The organism is Desulfocicer vacuolatum DSM 3385, from assembly GCF_900176365.1.
Taxonomy (GTDB): Bacteria; Desulfobacterota; Desulfobacteria; order Desulfobacterales; family Desulfobacteraceae; genus Desulfocicer; species Desulfocicer vacuolatum.
This window is the reverse complement of record NZ_FWXY01000077.1, coordinates 1-1,175: the sequence shown is the minus strand read 5'-3', so window position 1 is coordinate 1,175 and position 1,175 is coordinate 1. Positions and strand designations below refer to the sequence as shown.

Here is a 1,175-nt window from a genome sequence, read left to right as displayed (position 1 = left end):
TATGAACTCATTGGAGATGACGACGGTGTGTTTGGCTGCATGACCCTTCTGGGATGCCAGGACTATTGTCCCAAGGATCTGCCCCACCAGACCCAGATCGCCTTTTTGAGAAAAAAGATGGCCCTGGTTAAATAATCCGGAAGGAGAGTTACAATGGTTGAGTTTAAGTATACAAATATGTTTCCCCTGGGGGAAGATACCACTGAATATCGACTGCTGACCAAAGAGTATGTAAAACTCCGGGAGCTTGATGGAAATGAGGTTCTTTTTGTGGAACCCCAGGCTTTGCAGGAACTTTCCCAGGCAGCCTTTAAAGACGTGGCCCACCTTTATCGTCCCGGGCATTTGAAAAAACTGGCGGCCATCATAGATGACCCTGAAAGCTCAGACAATGATAAATACATTGCCCTGGAACTTTTGAAAAATGCCGCCATTTCTGCGGAAAAAGTGTACCCCATGTGTCAGGATACGGGGACTGCCATCATCATGGGCAAAAAAGGTCAACAGGTGTGGACCTGGTCCGATGATGAAGAAAATCTTTCCAAGGGGGTGTTCAACGCTTACACTGAGAACTATCTCAGATATTCCCAGAACGCCCCTTTGAACATGTTTGATGAGCAGAATACCAAGTGTAATCTACCGGCCCAGATCGATCTTTATGCCACCCGGGGGGATGAATATAAGTTTCTCTTCATGGCCAAGGGTGGTGGATCTGCCAATAAAACCTTTCTCTATCAGATGACCAAGGCTGTGCTGAACTCCGAGGAAATTTTGCTTGATTTCATGACAGAAAAGATGAAATCGTTGGGAACGGCGGCCTGTCCGCCCTATTACATTGCATTTGTCATTGGCGGCACCTCTGCTGAAGCCAATCTTAAGACAGTGAAACTTGCCTCTGCCCGGTATCTTGATTCCCTTCCCCTTAAAGGGGATGACACAGGGCACGCCTTCCGGGATGTGGATCTGGAAGCAAAGGTGATGAAGCGTGCTGAAAAACTGGGCCTGGGTGCCCAGTTTGGCGGCAAGCATTTTGCCCTGGATGTCAGGGTGGTGAGAATGCCGCGCCATGGGGCATCCTGTCCTGTGGGCATTGGTGTCAGTTGCAGTGCCGATCGTCAAATCAAGGGCAAGATCACCCGGGATGGGATTTTTCTGGAGCAGATGGAAGAAAATCC

The 1,175-nt window shown here is 48.9% G+C and carries 1 protein-coding gene; it reads left to right on the top strand.

Features of this window, described 5'->3' with window-relative positions; all coding sequences use genetic code 11:
• Window positions 1-153: 153 nt before the first annotated feature.
• On the top strand, window positions 154-1,175 hold a 1,022-nt coding region (locus B9A32_RS20970; RefSeq protein WP_170923946.1), incomplete at its 3' end, for a fumarate hydratase.